Origin of the sequence: Streptomyces sp. NPDC058295, assembly GCF_042880655.1 — a bacterium.
Lineage (GTDB): Bacteria > Actinomycetota > Actinomycetes > Streptomycetales > Streptomycetaceae > Streptomyces > Streptomyces coriariae.
Map to the genome: position 1 here is coordinate 1 of NZ_JBHVYO010000043.1, position 19,177 is coordinate 19,177.

Here is a 19,177-nt window from a genome sequence, read left to right on the forward strand (position 1 = left end):
GACGGAAACGGCGCCCGTGGCGTCGTTCGGGCGCCTCACGGACGATGACAACGTAGTCACCCAGAAGTGATCAAGAATGCTTCAAGGGCGCGGGTTCACGGCGCCTGGGGCTGCGGTATGGTCTGCCAACCCTTGGCATGGCAGATCGAGGAGCGTGCGCGTGTTCAACCGGAACCGATCCTTGCAGCAGATGGCGGCGATCGTGTCCATATCCCTGGTGGCCGGATGCAGCCTCCTGGGAGAGGAAAGCTCCGACGATGCCGGACCGATCGTCGTGGGCACCACCAGTGCTCCCAGCACGCTCGATCCCGCCGCCGCCTGGGACGGCTCCTGGGAGCTGTTCCGCAACATCTACCAGACGTTGCTGAGCTACCCCAACGGAGCGACGAGTCCCCAGCCGGACGCCGCCAAGTCCTGTGAATTCACGGACGATTCGAATCGCACGTACAAGTGCGAACTGCGCGACGGCCTCAAGTTCTCGAACGGCGACAAGCTGGACGCGAAGGCCGTGAAGCACTCGATCGACCGGATCAGGACGATCAACGCCGAGACCGGCCCCAACGGACTCCTGGGCAGCCTGGACAGCGTCGAGACGAAGGGCGACCAGGTGGTGCTCTTCCGGCTCAACAAGCCCGACGCCACCTTCCCGTTCGTGCTCGCCACCCCCGGCATGTCCCTCGTCGACCCCGCGGACTACTCCGCGAAGGCCCTGCGCAAGGACGACGGGATCGTCGGCTCCGGACCGTACCGGCTGCAGTCCTACGAAGAGGGCAAGCAGGCCGTACTGGTACGGAACGACAACTACAAGGGCTTCGCCGACCGCAGGAACGACGCGGTGACCATCCGCTACTTCCAGGACTCCGGCGAGATGGTCAAGGCCCTGCGCGGCGACGACATCGACATCACCTACCAGGGTCTCGCCGCCGACGACATCGTCGACCTGGACGGCAAGACCCCCGCCAACGAGGGCCTCCAGCTCATCGAGGGCGCCGGCAGCAACATCAACTACCTGGTGTTCAACCCCAAGGACCCGTGGTCCGACAAGGTCGCCGTACGCCGGGCCGTGGCCCAGATCGTGGACCGGGCCGCGATCGCCCACGAGGTCTACAAGGACACGGTCGAGCCGCTGTACTCCATGGTCCCGTCCGGCCTGACCGGCCACACCACCGGCTTCTTCGACTCCTTCGGCGACCCGGACAAGGCCAAGGCCCGCAAGATCCTCACCGAGGCGGGGATCACCGAGACCGTGCCGCTCACCCTCTGGTACACCACGGACCGCTACGGCTCCGACACCGCCCTGGAGTTCAAGGAGATCAAGAGGCAGCTCGACGCCTCGGGCCTGTTCTCGGTCAAGCTGAAGAGCCGCCCCTGGAACACCTACGTGGTCGGCTACCAGAAGGGCGAGTACCCGGTGTTCGGGCGCGGCTGGGCCCCCGACTTCCCCGACGCGGACAACTTCATCGCCCCCTTCGTCGGCGATCAGAACGCGCTCGGCACGCCCTACCCGGCGAAGGAGATCACGCAGGTGCTGCTGCCCCGCTCCCGCGGCGAGAGCGACCGTGCCAACGTGGTGCAGGACTTCGAGGAGGCCCAGCAGATCCTCGTCGACGACGCCCGGCTGCTGCCGCTGTGGCAGGGCAAGCAGTACCTGGCCTCCTCCGAGGACGTCTCGGGCGGCGAGCGGTCCCTGGACCCGTCGACGATCATGATGATGTGGGAGCTGACGCGGAAGACCAGCTGGTAGACGGTCGGTGGACCGGTCCGCGGGGCCGGTTGTCAGTGGTCGCCTGTAGGTTCTGTGCTCTGCAAGTGACCGCACGACCCGAGGACGTTGACGTGACCGACATCGCCATGCTGCCCGAGTCCTGGCGCGGGGTTCTGGGCGACGAACTCCAGCAGCCCTACTTCAAGGAGCTGACGGAGTTCGTCGAGGAGGAGCGGGCGGCCGGCCCCGTCTACCCCCCGCGCGAGGAGGTCTTCGCCGCGCTCGACGCGACGCCGTACGAGCGGGTGAAGGTGCTCGTCCTCGGCCAGGACCCGTACCACGGCGAGGGCCAGGGGCATGGCCTGTGCTTCTCGGTGCGGCCGGGAGTGAAGATCCCGCCGTCCCTGCGGAACATCTACAAGGAGCTGCACGCGGAGCTGGGCACGCCGATCCCGGACAACGGCTACCTGATGCCGTGGGCACAGCAGGGCGTGCTGCTGCTCAACGCGGTCCTCACGGTCCGCTCCGGCGAGGCGAACTCGCACAAGGGCAAGGGCTGGGAGAAGTTCACGGACGCGGTGATCCGCGCGGTGGCCGACCGGCCCGACCCGGCCGTCTTCGTCCTGTGGGGCAACTACGCGCAGAAGAAGCTCCCGCTCATCGACGAGACCCGGCACATCGTGGTCAAGGGCGCCCACCCCTCGCCGCTGTCGGCGAAGAAGTTCTTCGGTTCCCGCCCGTTCACGCAGATCGACGAGGCGGTGGCACAGCAGGGCCACGACCCGATCGACTGGACCGTCCCGAACCTGGCCGACCAGGTCTGACCTCGGGTGACCGCACCTGCCGCCGGGCCGGTTCCTCCGCGGACCGGCACGGTGCCGCCTGACCGGGATTGCGGATGCCTGCGGCTAGCGTCGTCGCAACGACGCAAGGAGGCCGTGGTGGCGGAGCGACAGGGGCAGACGGTGTCGGACGCCCTGCTGACGCGGATCGGGCAGGTCGTGATGCTGCACCACGGGGGAGACCGCGAGGAGGCCCGGCGCCGCCTCCTTGACCTGTGGACGGAAATCGGCGAGGGCGGCGCACCGCTGCACCGCTGCACCCTCGCCCACTACCTGGCCGACACCCACGACGATCCCTCGGACGAGCTGGCGTGGGATCTGCGGGCGCTGACGGCGGCGGAGGAGCACGTCGGCTCGGTCGAGGTGCGGGCGCTCTATCCGTCGCTGCACCTCAACCTGGCGGCGGACTACGTCAAACTCGGCCGGGCCGAGGCCGCCCGTACCCATGTACGCAGGGCCCGTACGGCGGCCGTGGCACTGAGGGACGACAGCTACGGGGACGGCGTACGGGCGGCGATCAGTCGGCTGGAACTGAGACTGGGGCCGGGCGAAGGCGAAGGCGAGTGGGAGGGACGGGGCGAGTGGGAGCGGGAGTGGTGAGAGCGGCGTGGCCGTCGTCGCGGGAGTGGTGAGAGCGGCCGGGCGGTCGTCTTGCGACGTCCACGGCACCTGAACCCTCACCGCCCGTAGGCCTGCTCGCAGATCGCCGCCTCCGGGCTGTCACCCTGCCATCCGCCGTACGTCCTGCCGAGCGCGCACACATCGGTGTTCCTGCGCACCTCCTTCTCGATGTCCGGGATCGCCACGCGGGGCAGCGCCTGCCGCCGGGCCTCCGGGTGCGGCGGCAGGGGGTGCGGGCGGGGACGGGACGAGGGCGGCTGTCCGGCTCCGCCGGCCCCCGGCAGCGCCGTCGTCCGCCGCCGCTGTGCCGGGGCCGTCGGTGCATCCCGTTCCGGCTCACGGGGCGGCCCGACCATCTCCAGCGCCTCCCGGGCGGGCGCCTGGACGACCTGCACCTCGGCCCGCCCCTCCGGCCGCGGCACGGACGGCCGGGACGGTGCCAGGACGGGACCGGGGGCGGCCGGGCGCTGGACGGTCACACATCCCGCGAGGGCCGAGACGGCCACGGTGACCAGGAGCGTTGCGGTAGTCGTCGTCGTTCGATGCACCCGCGCAACTCTGCTGGTTCCGCCCGCCCGAGCAACAGCGCAGAAGCGGAGGTTGCCCCGCACGGGTGATCTCGTACCCCGTACGAGGGATCGGGCCCGCCCGCGCTGACGTCACTCGCCGGTGGAACCGTCGATGCGCTCCCGGATCAGGTCGGCGTGACCGTTGTGGCGGGCGTACTCCTCGATCATGTGGGTGTAGATCCAGCGCAGGCTGAACGGCTCGTCGGTGAACCTGCTCCGGCCGCGGGAGAGCTCGGCCAGGGCGAAGCCCGCCGCATGCCGCCGGGCGACCTCGATCTCGGCCTGCCAGGTGGCGTGGGCCTCCGCCCAGGTGTCCCGCTCGGTGAGATGGAACTCGCCGTCCGGATCCTGGTCGCTGTAGTGGATCGGCCCCGCGCCGTCGCCCACGAGCACCCTGCGGAACCAACTGCGCTCCACATCGGCCATGTGCCGCACCAGACCCATCAGGGACAGCTCGGACGGCGGCACCGAGGCGGTGCGCAGCTGGGCGTCGGTCAGTCCCTCGCACTTCCACGCCAGGGTCTGCCGGTGGTAGTCCAGCCAACCTTCCAGCATGGCGCGTTCGTCGGCGTTCTGGGCGGGTCCGGTGCGCTGCGTCGTCATCCCCGCATGGTGGCTCCGAGCAGCCCTCCGCCACCACGGGTTTTCACTCGACGCGGCAGCCGGACATGCCCCTGAACACCCCCGGGGATCCCCGCGCACCGCCTCCGGGCCGGGCGTCCGCGCACCTCGCGGACCGACGGACGGCGGCCGGGGAAGGGCCCCGTATGCTGCCGTACACGGTAGGCCGGGCAGTAGGCCGGGCAGCGTGGGACAGCTAGCGAGGGAGCGCCCGTGAAGGTCGGCTGCATCGGACTCGGCGACATCGCGCAGAAGGCGTATCTGCCGGTGCTCGGCGCGCTGCCCGGGATCGAGCTCCACCTCCAGACCCGCACACCGGCCACCCTCGACCGGGTCGCCGACGGCCTCCGCCTGCCCCGCGAGCAGCGCCACCACGACCTCGACGCGCTCCTCGCCGCCGGCCCCGACGCGGCCTTCGTGCACGCCTCCACCGCCGCCCACCCCGAGATCGTCTCCCGACTGCTGGAGGCGGGCGTCCCCACGTACGTGGACAAGCCCCTCGCGTACGAATTCGCCGACTCCGAGCGGCTCGTCACGCTCGCGGAAGCGCGGAACGTGTCCCTGGCCGTCGGCTTCAACCGACGCCTCGCGCCCGGCTACGCGCAATGCGCCGACCACCCGCGCGAGCTGATCCTCATGCAGAAGAACCGGGTCGGACTGCCCGAACAGCCCCGCACGATGATCCTCGACGACTTCATCCACGTCGTGGACACACTGCGCTTCCTGGCGCCCGGCCCGGTCGACGACGTGACGGTACGCGCCCGCGTCGAGGACGGCCTGCTGCACCACGTCGTCCTCCAGCTCGCCGGCCCCGGCTTCACCGCGCTCGGCGTGATGAACCGGCTCAGCGGTTCCAACGAGGAGATCCTCGAGGTGTCCGGGCAGGACACCAAGCGTCAGGTCGTCAACCTCGCCGAGGTGATCGACCACAAGGGGCAGCCCACCGTGCGGCGGCGCGGCGACTGGGTGCCGGTGGCCCGGCAGCGCGGCATCGAACAGGCGGTCCTCGCCTTCCTGGACGCCGTGCGCGCGGGCAAGGTGCTCAGCGCCCGGGACGCGCTGGCGACTCATGAGCTGTGCGAGCGGGTGGTACGAGCGGTGCGGGAGCAGTCCGCCGCAGCCTGACCGTCCGCGCGCCCTCCGTGAGCGCGAGGGCCAGCAGCACCAGCAGCGCCCCGTGGACCGGCCAGTCGCCGTAGCGGACGTACGGGGTGACGCCGTCGGCGAGCGGGACGTCGTAGACGGCCGTCGTGCTCGCGTCCGTGCCCAGCCACGAGCCCACCCGCCGGCCACGCGCGTCGTACACGGCCGAGTCACCGGTGAGCGTGGAGTGGACGAACGGCCGCCCGGTCTCCGCGGCGCGCAGCGCGCCCAGCGAGGCGTGCTGCGCGGGCGCCCAGCTGTGCTGGAAGGAGGAGGTCGACGACTGCGCGACCAGCACGTCCGCGCCGTCCCCGGCCAGGTGCCGGCTCATGTCGGGGAACGCGGTCTCGAAGCACACCATCGGTCCGATGCGCAGCCCGTGCCCGGCGTCCATCAGGACCTGCTCGGTGCCGCGCCGCCGGTCCTCACCGGCCGCCTTGCCGACGGAGGTGGCCCAGCCGAGCAGCGAGCGGGCCGGTATGTACTCCCCGAACGGAACCAGCCGCATCTTGTCGTACCGGTCGCCGGTCGGGCCTTCGGCCCCGATGAGCATCGAGCTCTTGTAGATGCCGGGCCGGTCGGAGCGGCGGGCGTCGACGTTGACGAGGATGTCGGCGCCGGTGACGCGGGACAACTCCGCCAGGCGCCGGGCCAGGTCGGGCCGGTCGTCGAGGTCGTAACCGATGCTGCTCTCGCCCCACACGATCAGGTCCACGTCCTGCCCGACCAGCCGCCGGGTCAACTGCTCCTCGCGGTCGAAGCGCCGGTCGGGCCCGTCGATCACCCCCGGCTGTACGACGGCGATCCGGGCCTGTCCGTCGGTGTCGGGGCGCGGCGCCCACATCCACGCGGCCGAGGCCGTGGCGGCGGTGGCCACGAGACCGGCGACGGCCGGGGCCCGTGACGCCGGAACGGAGACCAGGACGGCGGCCGACACGTTGACCGCCACCACCAGGAAGCTGAGCAGCCACACCCCGCCGACGGAGGCGAGCCGCAGCGCGGGCTCCACCTGCCACTGACTGGCCCCGAGCATGCCCCACGGCCCGCCGAGCCCCTGCCAGGAGCGGACGAGCTCGATCGCCAGCCAGCCCGAGGGCAGGACCAACAGCGCGGCGAACACCCGCCCGCGGTTGGGGATCACGTCCGCGGTGAGGAACCGGCGGACCAGCCACGCCCACGGCCCCCACAGGGCGCCCAGCAGCGCGGCGATGACCAGGGTGAACACATGCAGGCTCGGCAGCAGCCAGTGGTGCATGGCGAGCATGAAACCGAACCCGCCGCTCCATCCGTCGTACGCGGCCCGCCTCCCCGTCGGCGCGGAGCGGGCGAGCAGGATCCATGGGACGAGCGCGAGATAGGCCCACCACCACAGGGCCGGTGCGGGGAACGCGAGCACGGGCAGCGCGCCCGCGAGAGCCGCGACGGCCGTACGCCGCCAGGGGGAGGTGAGCCAGAGTCCGAACGTCTTCATACGGCACCTCCCTACCCCCGAAGGGGTGCCTCCAGTGTGCGCGCGTCGGACGATCTCCGACAGGGGAAGAATTTCGGCCCGGCCCTCGCGAGGCGCCACCGCCTCCGCTCGGTGTGCGCCCCTGGTGCTTCCTGCTTCCTGCTTCCTGCTTCCTGCCCCCGCCTCGCGCGTGGTGTCTTCCGCTGGGTGCCGCGTGCCTCTGCCGCCGCTTGCGGCTCAGCCGGGCAGGCGCCGCCATTTCTCCCGGACGACGACCTCGCGCACCCGCCACCCGTCGTCGGTCCGCAGCAGACCGAAGGAGTACCTGCCGCCACAGACGAAGTCCGGCGCGCCCGCCGAGTCGTCCTGGTCGGCGGCGGCCAGCCGCATCGGGTTGATGTAGTCGGCCTGGACCCGGGCCGTGTCGCCCGTGTCCTGCTCCAGGACCCCGAAGCGCACCTGGCGATTGACGATGAGGTGCTGTCGCATCGCGAACACCCGCATGGTCTCCGCGAGCCATGAGGCGACGTTCCCGGCGTCCCCCTCGATACCACCGGCCGAGCGGTAGTCCGCCCGCCCGTCCGACGTGAACAGTTCCCGATACGCCGTCCAGTCACCGTCGTCGACCGCCACCGCATAGTCGGTGACCAACCCGTCCACGGCCAGCCGGTCCATCACTGCGGCGAGTTCCACACGCTGCGTCATGGCCCGAGTGTTGGGCATGGGGGCTGCTCAGCCAAGCTCTGTGCGGGAACGATCCGGTAATTCGGTGCCCGCGTGCACGCAGGTGCGGTCGGGCCGCTGCGCCGTGAACGCGGTCTCCGTGCGAGGCTCCGTCACCCGTCGAACTCGGTGAGGTCGATGGCGTGGACGTGCAACGCGAAGCGGTGCACCGGGTGCACCGTCTCGCGTTCCGGTGTCATGCCGAGCTTGCGGCTGATGTTCTCGGAGGCGTCGTCACCGATCCGGTTGATGCTGATGACGCGGTCCAGGCCGCGGTCCTGGAGGGCGAACTCCAGCGTCGCGTGGGCGGCCTCGGACGCGTACCCCTGACCCCAGAACTGGGATCCGAACCGCCAGCTGATCGCCACGTCGGGCCGTACCTCCGGCAGGAACTCGGGCACGGACAGGCCCGTGAAGCCGGCCAGTTCGCCCGAGCCGAGCAGCTCCACGGCGAAGAGTCCGAAGCCCTCCTCGTCCCACTCCTCCTCCCACCGCTCGATGGCCTCCGCCGTCCGGTCCAGGTCGAGAACCGACCCGTCGTCGACCCAGCGCATGACGTGCGGATCCGCGTTGATCTCGGCCATCGGCACGAGGTCGTCGTCGTTCCAGCGGCGGAGGAGGAGGCGGGGGGTGTGGATCTCGGTCATGGTGACCATCCTGCCCGTGGCGGGACCCTCACCGGTAATCGGCGGTGACCGGCGCCCGGGTCGGTCAGTGGCGTCGGCCGGACGGTCCGGGTCACGTCCCGGCCCCGTTCAGGTCGTTGCGGGGCTCTCAGGGGTCGTCGGGGTTCTTGGCCTGTTGCGTCTGATCGGTCTGATCGGTCTGGTGGTTCTGACGGCGAGAAATCTGCCCCCGTGCTGTGCGCCACCGTGAGCGGGTCTGCTCGACCATGGCGTCCCATTGCCGTCGGACCTCGTGGTCGGAGGGGCGGTGACCCTGACGGATCCGGTCGAGTTCGTCTCGTACCTCGCGCCCCAGTGCGGACGATCCGACCATGACCAGCATGACGGCGAAGAGCGCGGAGATCATCGCGAAGACCGCTCCCACCACGCCGTAGCGTGCGGCGTAGGAGTTGAACAGACGCGGCAGATAGACGGCCGCGCCCACCGAGTAGGCCGCCGTCAGGACGGCGGCGGTGATGCCGAAGGGCACCAGGTCCCGCCAGCCGACGCGCTTCGCCGACAGGAGCCGTCCGCTCCAGACGAGGAACGCGGCGGTCACCGGTACCTCGCACACCGAGGCGACCAGTCCCAGTTCGCCTTTGCCGAGGAGCGCGGTGAGCGAGGCGGTGCACAGTGCGTAGCCGCCCAGGCCGAGGACCCACCACAGGCCGTTACGGGTGTTGCGCACGCTGAGCGGGCTGAGTTCCCATGTCTGTTCGACGAGGCGCTGTGCCGCCCGGGCGAAACTGAGGATCGAGATCGTCAGGAACACGGCTCCGAAGACGCCCACGCTCGCACTGCTCTCTTCCGCGGGGGAGAAGAGGGAGCTGACAGCCGTCGCGCCCGCGCCGGTGAGGTGGTAGCGCTTGATGATCTGCTCCGCGGCGTCGTAGTGCACGAAGCTGCTCACCACGGCGCCGATGAGGATGGAGAGCGGCACCAGTGCGGTCAACGCGCTGGATGCCAGGGCCATCGACCGGTCGAAGCCCACGATCTTCTGGAACCGGCTGATGACGCGCAACGCGAAGGCGGGACGCAGCCAGAACGTCAGCGTTCTGACGAGGCGCTCACGCTTGATCCTCGCCGTCCTGCCCTCCATGAAGATCGTGACCGTTGTGGCGACGCGAGCGTAACGGACGGTCGCGGTCCCGACACGGGGCGACACGGAGCGACATGGAACGACACGGGGGAGAGGGGAGAAGAGGGGGAGGGGGCGTCAAGGGGAGGTGTGCGGCGAGGGAGGGGAGAGCCCTGGGCTCAGGCCGCCTTGACGACCTCGCCGCGGATCGCGATGGCCCACTCCACGACCAGCAGCTCGTACTCTGCCCGCTCCTGGGCGGAGAGCGAACCGCCCGCGCGCAGCCAAAGGGCCCGGATCCGCTCATTTAACTCGGCGGCGGACCGCACGGAACCAGAGGGCGCAGAGTTGGGGGACATGAGCCAAGCCTAGGCGCAAGCACTGACACTGCGCTACCGGACGGCTACGCGCGCGGTTATGGGCTTGGTCACGGCTGATCGATCAACTGCGTCGGCCCTCCGGCCGGTTCGGGCGAGAGGGCCGATCCGTGCGGCGACGCGCAGCCCCACGGGGGAGTGGAGCGGCGCCGGTCAGCCCGCCGACTCCGCCGCGTGCGGGCTCAGTGCGCCGGTCGCGACCAGGGCGATGATCACGATGCCGAGCACGACGCGGTAGTAGACGAACGGCATGAAGGACTTGGTGCTGATGAACTTCATGAACCAGGCGATGACCACGTATCCGGAGACGAAGGCGATCACCGTCGCGAACATCGTCGGCCCCCACGCCACGTGACCGCCCTCCACCGCGTCCTTCAACTCGAAGACACCGGAGGCCAGTACGGCCGGGATGGCCAGCAGGAAGGAGTAACGGGCCGCGGACTCGCGCTTGTAGCCCATGAACAGGCCGCCGCTGATGGTGGCGCCCGAACGCGAGACGCCGGGGATGAGCGCGCAGGCCTGGCAGAGGCCGAAGATCAGGCCGTCCTTGACGCCCAGGTCCTCCAGGTTCTTGCGCTGCTTGGGCGCGCGGTGCTTCCCGCCCGTCTCGTCGCGGGCCGCCAGCCGGTCGGCGATGCCGATCACGATGCCGACGACGACGAGCATCGTGGCGGTGATCCGCAGGTCGCGGAACGGGCCCTCGATCTGGTCCTTGAGCGTCACGCCCAGCACACCGATCGGGATCGAGCCGACGATCACCAGCCAGCCCATCTGGGCGTCGTGGTCCTTGCGCAGCGTCTTGTCGAACAGCGATCGACTCCACGCCGAGATGATCCGGCCGATGTCCTTGCGGAAGTAGATCAGCACCGCGGCTTCCGTGCCGATCTGCGTGATCGCCGTGAAGGCGGCGCCGGGGTCCTCCCAGCCGGAGAACGCCGCGGTCAGCCGCAGGTGCGCGCTGGAGGAGACGGGGAGGAACTCGGTCAGCCCCTGGACGAGTCCGAGGATGAGGGATTCAAACCAAGACATGAGGTTACGGAGTCCAAGTGCCGATCGGAGAGGGCGACGGCGACGGCCGGCCCGTCGCGCGCGATGATCAGGTGATCAGGTGTGTGCCGGGGGGAAGCGTAGCGTTCCCGGATGACAGGCCCGGCACAGGGGTTTCGCAGGCGCCACGCGAGCTCGTGCGCCGACGGCGGCCGCCCCCTCCCCGCGAGCGACGGGAAACCTCACGCGACGCGCACGCGCCCGACCCCACCGCGCCCTCCCCCAGGCGGCTCACGTGCGGATCGGTACGCCGGACAGGTGTCCCCATGGTTGACCGGCCGCCCGGCCGCCGCATACGTTGCTGCCGAAGGGAAAGCGCTTGCTGTGTGCAGGTACTGCACGCTTCCCCCTCGGTTGCTGGCCCCCCGGCCGCTCGGCCGTACGTCGGAGGAGTGCTGATCACGCCCATGCCCCCATCCACTCCGCTGCCTGCCGCGCTCGACGGCCGCCGTGTCCGGGCCGCCATCGTCGGTATCGGCGCGATCGGGCGCGGCTCCCATCTGCCCGCACTCCAGCAGCTCGCCGCCGAGGGCGAGGCCGAGGTCGTGGCGGCCGTTGACATCGATGCCACCGCCGTCGAGGCCTTCTGCGCGCAGAGCGGGGTTCCGCACGCGTACACCGACCTGGAGCGGATGCTGGCGGAGCAGCGCCCCGACCTGGTGACCATCTGCACCCCGCCCACCCTGCACCGCGAGCAGAGCGTGGCGGCGCTGCGGGCCGGCGCCTGGGTGTGGTGCGAGAAGCCGCCGGTGCCGACCCTCGCCGACTACGACGCCGTGCAGGCGGAGGAGGGCGCGGCGGCGGGGCCGTACTCCGCGATCGTCTTCCAGCACCGTTTCGGATCCGGGACCCGGCACGTGCGGCGGCTGCTCGCCGAGCAGGCCCTCGGGCGGCCGCTGGTCGCGCACTGCCAGACCACCTGGTACCGCGACACCGCCTACTACGCCGTGCCCTGGCGCGGGCGCTGGCAGACCGAGGGCGGCGGCCCGGCGATGGGTCACGGCATCCACCAGATGGACCTGCTGCTCGACCTCCTCGGCCCGTGGAGCGAGGTGCGCGCGATGGCCGGCCGGCTCGTGCACGACGTGGAGACGGAGGACGTCTCCACCGCCCTGGTCCGCTTCGAGAGCGGGGCCATGGCGACGGTCGTCAACAGTGTCCTGAGTCCCGACGAGGTCAGCCGCATCCGTATCGACTGCGAGCGCGCCACCGTCGAACTCACCCACCTCTACGGCCACTCCAACGCCAACTGGCACATCACCCCCGCGCCGGACGTCTCCGGCGACCTGGCGGCGGCCTGGCAGGACTTCGGCGCCGATGTCCCGAGCTCGCACCTGGCGCAGCTGCGCGAGCTGGTCGCGAGCATGCGCGCGGGCCGCCGGCCGCGCAGCAGCGGCGCGGACGGGCGCACCAGCCTGGAGCTGATCAGCGCGCTGTACAAGTCGGCGTTCACCGACACGACGGTGCGACGCGGCGAGATCGGGCCGGGCGACCCCTATTACACGGCCCTGCACGGCGGTGCCCCCGGCTGGGCACCGGCCACGGTCGCCATGACGACAGCGACGGCGACGGAGACCGGTACCGGTACGGGGACGGGGACAGGGACGAACGCGAGCGCGGAGAAGAACGCGGAGGTGCCGGCGTGACCGGCGGTCTGCGGCTCGTCCACGCGCACGGCGACCGGGTCACGGTGACCGACTCGGCCACCGGCGTCGAGCTGCTCGCCTATGTCTACCGGCCCGAGGTGGCGTGGGAGGCGCCGAGGCCGTACATCCACCCGCTGCGGACCCTCGCCGGTGACGTCGTCACCGACTACCGGCCCAACGACCACCGCTGGCACAAGGGGCTGTCGCTGACCGCCTCGCATCTCTCGGGCGCCAACCTGTGGGGCGGCAACTCGTATGTGCACGGCGAGGGGTATCTCGAACTCCCCGAGCGGGTCGGTTCGATGGCGCACGTCGGCTTCGACGAGGTGTCGGTGGCCGACGGCCGGGTCGTCATCGCCGAGCGGCTGACCTGGCATCCGTACAGCGGCGAGCTGTGGGCGCAGGAGGCGCGCCGGATCGAGGTGCACGACGTCGACCCGGACACCGGCTCCTGGGCGCTGACCTGGACCAGCGCCGTCACCAACCGCAGGGACGAGCCGCTCCGCTTCGGCAGCCCGACCACCGCCGGGCGTGAACTGGCCGGATACACGGGCCTGTTCTGGCGGGGCCCGCGCGCCTTCCGCGACGGCCGGATCATCGGCCCGGACGGGGAGGGCCCCGGACTGATGGCCTCGCAGAGCCCCTGGCTGGCCCTCTCCGGCGAGCACGACGGTGCCGACGGTCATGCCACCGTCGTCTTCGCGCACGCTCCCGAGAACGACCACTCCGGCGCCCGAGGGGCCCACCCCGCACACTGGTTCGTCCGCAACGAGCCCTTCGCGGGCATCGCCCCGTCCTGGTCCTTCTTCGACGAGCTCGAGCTCGCCCCCGGTGACACGCTCACCCGCCGCTACCGCGTGGTGGTGGCCGACGGCGCCTGGGAGCGGGAGGAGATCGCCAAGTACCTGGAGGCACATCCGTGGTGAGCGGATACGGGGGACTACCCGGCGGGGTCGCCGTCTCGCACCTGCGCGTGTACGACTGGCCCGCCGCGGACGGTCTGCGCGGCGGAACTCCTCATATGCACCTGACGTGTTCGGAGGGGTACGTCGTCACGGCCGGGCACGGGGCGGTGCAGACCCTGACGGCGTCCGGGTACGAGATCACGCCCCTCACGCCCGGCAACGTCGCCTGGTTCACGCCGGGCACCGTCCACCGACTCGTCAACGGGGACGATCTGCGCATCACCGTGCTGATGCAGAACAGCGGGCTGCCGGAGGCCGGCGACGCCGTGCTCACCCTGCCGCCGGAGTACCTCACCGACCCCGAGACGTACGCCGCCGCGACCGTGATCCCGGCCGACGCTCCCCCGGAGGAGCAGGCCCGGATCGCCCGTGCCCGGCGCGACCTCGCGCTGGAGGGCTACCGCGCGCTGCGCGAGGCGGCGGACGGTCCGGCCGCCCTGGCCGCGTTCCACCGGTCCGCCGCCGCGCTGGTGGAGCCCCGGCTGGCCGAGTGGCGTGAGCGCTGGCTCCGCGGTGCGCGGGCGGCCGCGCAGGCCACGGGCGAGCAGCTCGACCGGCTCTCGGACGGCGATGTGTCCCACCTCGGCGAGGCCGCCGTCCGGGCCGAACACCCCACGGCCCACGGCAAGTTCGGGATGTGCGGGTGGCTGGACGTGTACGCGCTGCCATAGCGCGGGGTCATCAGCGCACGAGGGACGGCTGACGTAGTTTCCGTGATCCTCCTGCGGCTTCTCCGCCGGAATGATCCAATCGACCGATGCCGAGAGCGGGGAGTCAGCGGGTGCGGATCAGAGTGACGGCGGCGGCCCTGTGCGCAGCGGTTCTGGTGGCCGGATGCGGGGGCGGCGGCGATTCCGATGCGAAGGCCACGGAATCCGGGGCGGCACAAGGGACTTCATCCGGGTCGGGTTCCGGGTCCGGATCGGCGTCGGTCCCGGCTGCCGCGTCGGAGGCGCCCGCCGAACCCCTCGGCGAGGCTCAGCTGAAGTCCGCCGCGCTGGTCGGCGGGGACGTGGACGGCTACCAGATCACCGACTTCCCCGTGAAGCCCGACGGCGATTCCACCGCCCGGCCCGCGGACTGCCAGCCGCTGGAGAACATGCGCACCGCCTCGCCCGACCCGGGCCCCAAGGCGTTCGTCGGCCTCCTCGCCTTCGGGGGAGCCGGCCCCACCGCGGGTTCCGCCACCACCATCGGCCTCATGGCCTACGACCAGCCCGACGCGGAGGGCGTCCTCGACGGCCTGCGCGCCGCCCTAAGAAGTGCACCGCCTACGAGGGAGGCGTGCCCGCGCGTACCACCGCCAAGGCGGCCACCGCCCCCGACGCCGGCGACGAAGCGGTCGCCTTCGGCCTCGAGACCCAGGGGGACAGCGCGGACGCGTTCGTGGTCGTGCGCAGCGGCGCCACGGTCGTCCTGTTCTACACCGCGGCCGGCACCGGCTCGGCGGCGGAGGTGCCGACGGAGCTGGTCACCGCGCAGATCCGGAAGCTGGGAGCCTGAGGCCGTCCCGTGAGCGGTGCCCGCGGGTGCGGTCGCACTCCCGACCGGTGATCCGCGCTCTCGGCGGGTAGGCCGGGTCACCGCGCACCACGGTGACCTCGACCGCCGCGTGGCCCGGCCCGCGGCGCCACCCGCTCTCCCGGGACGACACGGCCCGCGAGCACGGTGGCCGCGCACGCCTCCATCGCCGCGCCGCCCGCGCGGGGCGGCTTCAGGCGGCCGACGGGCCCGCCACCGTCCAGCCCGGGGCCTGCGGGTGGGCGCTCACGTCCTCGTGGCGGACCTGGTCGCCGCAGGCCGCGCAGGTGACCACGGGGGTCAGCTCGTTGCCGCAGACGTGCGCGAGCACCATGGGGCGGTCGTCGTCCTCGCGGAGGTGGCGGTCGCCCCACGCCATGAGGGTCATCAGGACCGGCTCCAGTTCGCGCCCCGCCTCCGTGGGCCGGTACTCGAAGCGCTGCGGCCGCTCGCTGTAGACGCGCTTGGTCAGGATCCCGGCGTCGACGAGGCGGCGCAGCCGGGTGGCCAGGATGTCGCGCGGGGCGCCGATGTTGCGCACCAGCTGGTCGAAGCGGGTGTTGCCGAGGCACACCTCCCGCAGGACGAGCAGCGAGTACTTCTCGCCGACGAGGGCGAGGGTGTCGGCGATCGAGCAGGGGCGCGGATCTTTGGAGGCGGCCATGACGGCCAGTCTAGGGGAGGGTTGGAAAAACAAATCGAGGTCGGTTGGATTTTCCAACCCTCGGGGCTATGGTGAGTTCAGATTTCCTACTCACCAGTAGTTTCCTGCTCGTGCTCGTCATGGAGGCATCGCACATGCGTGACGCAGTCATCGTCGAAGCCGTACGCACCCCGATCGGCAAGGGCAAGCCGAACGGCTCCCTCGCCCACGTCCACCCCGTCGAACTCCTCGCCCACACCCTGCGCACCCTCGTCGACCGCTCCGGCGTCGATCCCGCGCTGATCGACGACGTGATCGGCGGCACCGTCGACCAGGTCGGCGAGCAGGCCATGAACACCACCCGCTACGCGCTGCTCTCGGCGGGCTTCCCGGAGACGGTCCCCGCGACCACCGTCGACCGGCAGTGCGGGTCCTCCCAGCAGGCCGTGCACTTCGCGGCCCAAGGCGTCATCTCCGGCGCCTACGACCTCGTCGTCGCCTGTGGTGTCGAGTCGATGAGCCGGGTGCCGATGTGGTCCAACGTGCCGCCCGGCAAGGACCCCTTCGGTCCCGGCGTCGCCGTGCGCTACCCGGAGGGACTCGTCCCGCAGGGCATCAGCTCCGAGCTCATCGCCGCCAAGTGGTCGATCACACGGGAGCAGATGGACGGTTTCGCCGTCTCCTCGCACCGCAAGGCCGCCGAGGCCTGGACACAGGGGCTCTTCGACGCCGAGGTCGCGCCCCTGGAGGGCGTCTCGCGCGACGAGTGCGTACGGCCCGGGAGCACCCCCGAGATCCTCGCCGGTCTCCGACCCGCCTACTACGACCCCGCATTCGCCGAGCGTTTCCCGCAGATCGAGTGGAACGTCACCGCGGGCAACGCCAGCCCGGTCAACGACGGCGCCTCGGCCGTGCTGATCACCTCCGGCGAGACCGCCGCCCGCCTCGGTCTGCGCCCGCTCGCCAGACTGCACAGCTTCGCCGTCACCGGCTCGGACCCGCTGCTGATGCTGACCGGCGTGATCCCGGCGACAGAGAAGGTGCTGCGCCGGGCCGGGCTGAGGCTCGACGACATCGACCTCTTCGAGGTCAACGAGGCGTTCTCCAGCGTGGTCCTGGCCTGGCGGCAGGAGACCGGCGCGGACCTCGACAAGGTCAATGTGCACGGCGGCGCGATCGCGCTCGGGCACCCGCTCGGCGCGAGCGGCACCCGGCTGACGACGACGCTCGTCCACGCGATGCGGGAACGCGGCGCCCGCTACGCCCTGCAGACGATGTGTGAGGCGGGCGGGCTCGCCAACGCGATGGTGCTGGAATCCGTATAGCCGGCCGGCCGACGGACAGGACCCGCGAAGCCGGTGGCCTCGGGTGACGGCGGGCGGCTACGGGCGGCGCAGGTGGTGGCGCTTGCGCCAGGCCACCACCGCGCCGACCACCGCCGGCAGGGCGATACAGGCCATGGCGATCAGGAAGGCCGGCGAGGTCGGGGAGGAGGCACGGGCCCCGGCGACGACGTAGGCGGCGGTGTTCGGGATCGAGCCCAGCGCGGTCGCCACCAGGAAGGACAGCCAGCCCATGCGGGAGACGGCGGCGCAGTAGTTCGCGGCCCAGAACGGTACCCCCGGGAACAGCCGGGCCGCCAGCATCGAGCGCATGCCGTGCCGGCTCAGCTGGCCGTCCGCCGCCTTGAGCAGCCGTCCGCGCAGCAGCGGCCGTAGCGCGTCCTGCCCGAGGATCCGGCCGAGCCCGAAGGCGATCCCGGCCCCCAGCACCGTGCCCGCCAGCGCCGCGGCGACGCCCCACTGCGAACCGAAGAGGGCGCCCGCTGCCAGGTTCAGCAGCGGTCGGGGCACGAACGCCACCGTGCACAGTCCGTACGCCACCGCGAAGACCGCGGCCGCCGTGACACCGCCCAACTGGGGTGGCCAGCCGTCCGCGAGGAGCTTCTGCGGCTCGAAGAGCAGCACGCTCGACGCGGCCCCCGCCAGCAGCGTGACCAGCAGCGCGAAACGGGACCAGGGCGAGCGCACGACTCTCGCGCAGCGCGCGGCGAGGCCGCCGGGAGCGTCGACCGTCGCAGCGACGGACGCGATGACGGGCACGGGAGCGAGCGTGGGGACGACGAACTCCGTGGCGGTGGCCCGGGGAGTGGCCGTGGCGGTGCCCCCAGAGCGGGTGGTGGCATCGAGCATCCCGCGACACTAACCGACGGACGTGTGTGATCGCCGTATGGTTCGTCTCATGACGGTCACAGGTGCGGACGCGATCGGCGTGCCGGACAGCGTTCTCGCCGACATCGTGCTGGAGCGGCTGACGACCGCGTACGGCGCCGCGGCCGACCCGGGCCGGGCGGCGGCCATGCGCACGTACATGAAGGACGTGGCCCCCTTCCTGGGCCTCCCCACCCCCGCCCGCCGGGCCCTGTCCCGCACCGTCCTGGCGGGCACGCCCCGCCCCGACGAGGCCGACTGCACGGCGATCGCGCTGCGCTGCTGGGCGCTGCCGCAGCGCGAATACCACTACTTCGCCGTCGACCACCTGCGCCGGTACGCGCCACGCCTGTCGTCGGCGTTCCTGCCCGTGGCACGCCGGCTGGTGACCACGACGTCCTGGTGGGACACGGTCGACCTGCTCGCCGCACACGTGGTCGGCGCGCTCGTCGCGGCCGACCCCCGGCTCGGCGCCGACATGGACGTCTGGATCGCCGACGAGGACCTGTGGGTCGCCCGTACCGCCCTGCTCCACCAGCTCCGCTACAAGGAACGCACCGACACCGACCGTCTCTTCGCCCACTGCCTGCGCCAGTCGGCCCACCCGGACTTCTTCGTCCGCAAGGCCATCGGCTGGTCCCTGCGCGAGTACGCCAAGACCGACCCGGCGGCCGTCCGCGCCTTCGTCACCCGCGAACGGGAACGCCTCGCGCCGCTGACGGTGCGTGAGGCACTGAAGAACATCGGCGAGACGACCTAGCGGTTCACGAGGGCCGCAGGCGGGGTGCCTCGTCGTCCGGGGTGTCCGGGCTCGCGAAGTGGAAGGGCACCGCCAGGCGCGCGGCCAGGGCCCTGCCCACCTTGTCGGCGACGGCCGCGCAGGGATGGTGCAGGGCGGGATCCGTACCGTCGAGGTGCCGTTCCGCCGTGCGCCAGTAGATCGTGGCCAGCGGCTGCTCGCCCTCGGGGTCGGCGGTGACGGCGTACAGGATCACGAACCAGTCGTGGACCGTGTCCCCGTCCCAGACCACCTCGACCGCCACCACCCGGCCCGGCGCGCCGGCCGCACGGGCGGCGAGCGAATCCAGGTCCAGCGGATCGTCGGGGGTGCGGGCGATCCGGTCACCGTGGTGGGAATAGCGTTGGTGAACGACGAGTTGCGCCTCGTGGACGCCGACGCCGTGAACCCGGCCGGCCTCCCAGACGGCGCGGATCGCCCGCATCATGGCGTCCTGGAGGACGTACCCGTCGACCTGCTCACGGACGCCCTCCGGCAGCAGCTCCCACCACCGCTCCCACGACTCCGTCGTGCTGATGTCGGTCATCAGGACCGTAACCCTCCCCATCCGGC

The 19,177-nt window shown here is 71.5% G+C and carries 21 protein-coding genes; 10 read left to right on the top strand and 11 right to left on the bottom strand.

What is annotated here, in order from left to right:
• Positions 1-160 precede the first annotated feature (160 nt).
• The 3 genes from ACFVYS_RS34050 to ACFVYS_RS34060 all read left to right on the top strand — a co-directional run bounded on the left by ACFVYS_RS34050 (position 161) and on the right by ACFVYS_RS34060 (position 3,147).
• Positions 161-1,744 (top strand): ABC transporter substrate-binding protein, encoded by a 1,584-nt coding sequence (locus tag ACFVYS_RS34050; RefSeq protein ID WP_389508405.1) that lies wholly within the window; start codon positions 161-163, stop codon positions 1,742-1,744.
• A gap of 92 nt (positions 1,745-1,836) precedes the next feature.
• Complete coding sequence (gene ung / locus ACFVYS_RS34055; protein WP_389508407.1) at positions 1,837-2,529, top strand: uracil-DNA glycosylase; 693 nt, start codon at positions 1,837-1,839, stop codon at positions 2,527-2,529.
• A 117-nt stretch (positions 2,530-2,646) separates the two neighbouring features.
• The gene (locus ACFVYS_RS34060; protein WP_389508409.1) at positions 2,647-3,147 is read left to right on the top strand and encodes a hypothetical protein; all 501 of its coding nucleotides are present in this window, start codon (positions 2,647-2,649) and stop codon (positions 3,145-3,147) included.
• Positions 3,148-3,224: 77 nt separating this feature from the next.
• On the opposite strand, the gene ACFVYS_RS34065 is transcribed toward ACFVYS_RS34060, so the two are convergent.
• Together ACFVYS_RS34065 and ACFVYS_RS34070 are read right to left on the bottom strand one after the other, a co-directional pair.
• Positions 3,225-3,716 carry a hypothetical protein gene (locus tag ACFVYS_RS34065; RefSeq protein ID WP_389508411.1) on the bottom strand — a complete coding sequence of 164 codons (492 nt, stop codon included), beginning with the start codon at positions 3,714-3,716 and terminating at the stop codon, positions 3,225-3,227.
• 111 nt (positions 3,717-3,827) lie between these two features.
• On the bottom strand, positions 3,828-4,340 hold the full coding sequence (locus ACFVYS_RS34070) for a DinB family protein (protein WP_389508413.1): 513 nt from the start codon (positions 4,338-4,340) through the stop codon (positions 3,828-3,830).
• A gap of 231 nt (positions 4,341-4,571) precedes the next feature.
• On the opposite strand from ACFVYS_RS34070, the gene ACFVYS_RS34075 reads away from it, so the two are divergent.
• Positions 4,572-5,483: a Gfo/Idh/MocA family protein gene (locus ACFVYS_RS34075; RefSeq protein ID WP_389508415.1), complete on the top strand. Its 912-nt coding sequence runs from the start codon at positions 4,572-4,574 to the stop codon at positions 5,481-5,483.
• Here the strand turns inward: ACFVYS_RS34075 and lnt are convergent.
• The 6 genes from lnt to ACFVYS_RS34105 all read right to left on the bottom strand — a co-directional run bounded on the left by lnt (position 5,401) and on the right by ACFVYS_RS34105 (position 10,823).
• Positions 5,401-6,972 carry an apolipoprotein N-acyltransferase gene (gene lnt / locus ACFVYS_RS34080; protein WP_389508416.1) on the bottom strand — a complete coding sequence of 524 codons (1,572 nt, stop codon included), beginning with the start codon at positions 6,970-6,972 and terminating at the stop codon, positions 5,401-5,403. The genes ACFVYS_RS34075 and lnt overlap by 83 nt on opposite strands.
• Positions 6,973-7,188: 216 nt before the next feature.
• Complete coding sequence (locus tag ACFVYS_RS34085) at positions 7,189-7,656, bottom strand: nuclear transport factor 2 family protein (protein WP_389508418.1); 468 nt, start codon at positions 7,654-7,656, stop codon at positions 7,189-7,191.
• Positions 7,657-7,787: 131 nt separating this feature from the next.
• Positions 7,788-8,321, bottom strand: coding sequence for a GNAT family N-acetyltransferase (locus ACFVYS_RS34090; RefSeq protein ID WP_389508419.1), 534 nt, complete (start codon positions 8,319-8,321; stop codon positions 7,788-7,790).
• 127 nt (positions 8,322-8,448) lie between these two features.
• A complete protein-coding gene (locus ACFVYS_RS34095; protein WP_389508421.1) occupies positions 8,449-9,504 on the bottom strand; it encodes a hypothetical protein in 1,056 nt (351 codons plus the stop codon).
• 92 nt (positions 9,505-9,596) lie between these two features.
• Positions 9,597-9,776, bottom strand: coding sequence for a hypothetical protein (locus ACFVYS_RS34100; RefSeq protein WP_389508423.1), 180 nt, complete (start codon positions 9,774-9,776; stop codon positions 9,597-9,599).
• 171 nt (positions 9,777-9,947) lie between these two features.
• On the bottom strand, positions 9,948-10,823 hold the full coding sequence (locus tag ACFVYS_RS34105) for an undecaprenyl-diphosphate phosphatase (RefSeq protein ID WP_389508425.1): 876 nt from the start codon (positions 10,821-10,823) through the stop codon (positions 9,948-9,950).
• A 425-nt stretch (positions 10,824-11,248) separates the two neighbouring features.
• Here ACFVYS_RS34105 and ACFVYS_RS34110 point away from each other — a divergent pair, with 425 nt between their 5' ends.
• From ACFVYS_RS34110 to ACFVYS_RS34125, 4 genes are all read left to right on the top strand, one after another.
• Positions 11,249-12,487: a Gfo/Idh/MocA family protein gene (locus ACFVYS_RS34110; protein ID WP_389508427.1), complete on the top strand. Its 1,239-nt coding sequence runs from the start codon at positions 11,249-11,251 to the stop codon at positions 12,485-12,487.
• Positions 12,484-13,413 carry a PmoA family protein gene (locus ACFVYS_RS34115; RefSeq protein WP_389508429.1) on the top strand — a complete coding sequence of 310 codons (930 nt, stop codon included), beginning with the start codon at positions 12,484-12,486 and terminating at the stop codon, positions 13,411-13,413. Before ACFVYS_RS34110 ends, ACFVYS_RS34115 begins: the two co-directional genes overlap by 4 nt.
• A complete protein-coding gene (locus ACFVYS_RS34120) occupies positions 13,407-14,123 on the top strand; it encodes a cupin domain-containing protein (RefSeq protein WP_389508431.1) in 717 nt (238 codons plus the stop codon). The genes ACFVYS_RS34115 and ACFVYS_RS34120 overlap by 7 nt, the downstream gene beginning before the upstream one ends.
• Before the next feature lie 613 nt (positions 14,124-14,736).
• Positions 14,737-14,955, top strand: coding sequence for a hypothetical protein (locus ACFVYS_RS34125; RefSeq protein ID WP_389508432.1), 219 nt, complete (start codon positions 14,737-14,739; stop codon positions 14,953-14,955).
• 211 nt (positions 14,956-15,166) lie between these two features.
• On the opposite strand, the gene ACFVYS_RS34130 is transcribed toward ACFVYS_RS34125, so the two are convergent.
• Entirely contained in the window at positions 15,167-15,637 is a 471-nt protein-coding gene (locus tag ACFVYS_RS34130) for a winged helix-turn-helix transcriptional regulator (protein ID WP_389508434.1), read from the bottom strand.
• Positions 15,638-15,771: 134 nt separating this feature from the next.
• Between ACFVYS_RS34130 and ACFVYS_RS34135 the strand changes: the two genes are divergently transcribed.
• Entirely contained in the window at positions 15,772-16,941 is a 1,170-nt protein-coding gene (locus tag ACFVYS_RS34135) for a thiolase family protein (protein WP_389508435.1), read from the top strand.
• A 57-nt stretch (positions 16,942-16,998) separates the two neighbouring features.
• Here the strand turns inward: ACFVYS_RS34135 and ACFVYS_RS34140 are convergent, their stop codons facing one another.
• Positions 16,999-17,808, bottom strand: coding sequence for a TVP38/TMEM64 family protein (locus ACFVYS_RS34140; protein ID WP_389508437.1), 810 nt, complete (start codon positions 17,806-17,808; stop codon positions 16,999-17,001).
• Between the two features lie 49 nt (positions 17,809-17,857).
• On the opposite strand from ACFVYS_RS34140, the gene ACFVYS_RS34145 reads away from it, so the two are divergent.
• Positions 17,858-18,586 carry a DNA alkylation repair protein gene (locus ACFVYS_RS34145; RefSeq protein ID WP_389508439.1) on the top strand — a complete coding sequence of 243 codons (729 nt, stop codon included), beginning with the start codon at positions 17,858-17,860 and terminating at the stop codon, positions 18,584-18,586.
• Positions 18,587-18,590: 4 nt separating this feature from the next.
• On the opposite strand, the gene ACFVYS_RS34150 is transcribed toward ACFVYS_RS34145, so the two are convergent.
• Positions 18,591-19,151, bottom strand: coding sequence for a hypothetical protein (locus ACFVYS_RS34150; protein ID WP_389508441.1), 561 nt, complete (start codon positions 19,149-19,151; stop codon positions 18,591-18,593).
• Positions 19,152-19,177 lie beyond the last annotated feature (26 nt).